Genomic DNA, 2,437 nt, shown 5'->3' on the forward strand with positions numbered 1-2,437 from the left:
GGCGCGCTGATCGCGCTGATCGTCGTGATGGCTCTCTCGACGACGTATTGGCCTGCCGACAAGCCCATCCCCGGGCAGCGGGTCGCATTCGACCCGGCCTCCTACGCGCAGGACAACTACCAATCCAAGATCGTTCCCGCCATCGAGTCCAACGCGGTCGACCTCACCACGCTGGTCGACGGGCTGGTGGCGGACCCGAACGCCACCGGTGAGAAGTACGGCAAGCGTGATGGCACGTCGCCGTGGTCGTATGCGGTGCGGGCCACCGGGATCGCAGGAGAACCCGTCAACGGACTCCTGCCGATCACGGTCGAGGGCGTGGCGCCCAGCGCGCGGATCTCGGTGCAGATCGGGCCCGCCATCAACGGCACCGCCCTGCGGGACGCCTCGGGTCTGGTCCACTTCAACGACTTCGTCAATCAAGTGGAGTACGCCGACTCGGCGATAGCCCTGAACACGGCCATGGCGAAGAGCGTGTTGGCCGGCCTCGATCCGAAAACCCTTGTCGGAAAGACCATCACGGTCGTGGGTGCAACCGCCCCGCTGAACCCGCGACTGGTCACGATCACCGCGGTCAGCATCAAGGAGGGATCGTGACCACGCGTCTCGAAGCCGAGCCGGTCCTGGCCGCTGCGGACGTCACCAAGAACTACGGCGGTACCCGGGCGCTGCGCGGAGTGACGCTGGGTGTGGCCGCGGGGCGCGTCACCGCGCTGTTCGGGGAGAACGGCGCTGGCAAGTCGACGTTGATGAAGATCTTCGCGGGGATCGAGGACCCGTCCACCGGTCAGATCATCCTCGACGGGGTTCCGGTGCATTTCGGATCGCCAAGGGAAGCGGCCGACCGCGGGGTGGTGATCATCCACCAGGAATTGAGCTTGTGCCCGAACCTGTCGGTCGAGGACAACCTGTTCCTGGCCCGTGAGACGACCCGGCTCGGGCGGCTGGATCGCCGCGCCCAGCGCGCCGCCACCAAGAAAGTCCTTGCCAGCCTCGAGGAGGAGATCGACCCGGGAACGCTGGTCGGGGATCTGCGGATCGGACAGCAGCAGCTAGTGGAAATCGCAAGGGCGCTACTGCAGAACGCCCGCGTGCTCATCATGGACGAGCCGACCTCGGCGCTGAGCGTCAACGAGGTCGAGGTGCTGTTCCGCGTCATCGGTGAGCTCAGGGCCGATGGTGTCGCGATCGTCTACATCTCCCACCACCTCGAGGAGTCCCTGGAGATCGCCGACGACGTCGCCGTGTTGCGCGACGGTGAACTCGTCGCCGTGGATCGGGCCGCCGACGTCGACCTGGCATGGATCGTCCAGAACATGGTCGGCCGCGATCAGGACTCGCTGTTCCCCGATCGAGATCCCGCCCTCGGCGACGTCGTGCTGTCCGTCCGTGCTCTGCAGGTGGCCGACCCGACCAACCCGCAGCGGCTGGCCGTCGACGGCATCGACGTCGACGTCCGGGTCGGCGAGATCGTCGGCATCTACGGGCTGATGGCCTCGGGTCGTACTGAATTCATGGAAGCCGTTGCCGGACGGCTGCCCCTCGCGGCCGGTTCGGTCGAGTTCGATGGCAGGCAGCTGGAGGGCCAGACGGTGCGACAACGCATCCGCAGCGGCGTCGCGCTGGTCCCCGAGGATCGGCAGCGAGACGGCCTCGTTCAAACCATGTCCGTCGGGCAGAACCTGTCCCTGAGCGCGCTGACGTCATTCGTCCGTCGGGGGCTGGTGTCACGACGAAGCGAGACCGCCGCGGTCACCGCAATGATCACCGACGTCACGGTGAAGACCGCAGGGCCAGGCGCAGCCATCGGCTCGCTGAGTGGCGGCAATCAACAGAAGGTCGTCATCGGCAAGGCACTGCTCACCCATCCGAAGGTGCTGCTGCTCGACGAGCCGTCCCGCGGCGTCGACATCGGCGCCAAGGCCGACATCTTCGCGCTGATGACCAAACAGGCGGCCAACGGCCTTGCGGTGATCTTCACGACCTCCGAAGCCGAAGAGGCACTGAACATTCCGGACCGGCTCCTGGTCTTTCAGCGCGGCAGGCTCATCGCCGACCTCGATCCCAACTCGATCGACCGGCCGCAGCTGATGGGCCTCGCCGACGGAACCGCTAGCAGATCTGGAGATGATTCATGAGTGCGACCCTGGCCGCGAAGGCGCCCGTCAACGCTGCCGACGACGCGCCGACCGCAGCAGACGTCCGCCGCCTCAAGATGCTCAACGGTGTCTTCGAGTTGCGGGCATTCATCGCACTCGGCGTGCTGATCGTCGTCTTCGCGCTGCTGTCGGATTCGTTCCTGAGCACGGCCAACCTGATCACGATGACCAAACACGTCGCAATCAATGCCGTTCTCGCACTTGGCATGTTGCTCGTCATCCTCAAGGGCGGCATCGACCTCTCGGTCGGGTCGATCGTCGGACTGTCCGGCGTGGTC

General features: G+C 66.0%; 2 protein-coding genes and 1 pseudogene. All 3 read left to right on the forward strand.

Annotated elements, in window-relative coordinates; translation table 11 throughout:
* Window positions 1-597, forward strand: a 597-nt coding sequence (locus tag ACRDUX_RS11100; protein ID WP_526413815.1) for a DUF2291 family protein, incomplete at its 5' end; no start/stop codon positions are given.
* Complete coding sequence (locus ACRDUX_RS11105) at window positions 594-2,138, forward strand: sugar ABC transporter ATP-binding protein (RefSeq protein ID WP_526413817.1); 1,545 nt, start codon at window positions 594-596, stop codon at window positions 2,136-2,138. The genes ACRDUX_RS11100 and ACRDUX_RS11105, both read left to right, overlap by 4 nt.
* Window positions 2,135-2,437, forward strand: a pseudogene (locus tag ACRDUX_RS11110) (substrate-binding domain-containing protein); the annotation flags it as partial. The gene ACRDUX_RS11105 and the pseudogene ACRDUX_RS11110, both read left to right, overlap by 4 nt.

Source organism: Mycobacterium sp. (genome assembly GCF_050701675.1).
Lineage (GTDB): Bacteria > Actinomycetota > Actinomycetes > Mycobacteriales > Mycobacteriaceae > Mycobacterium.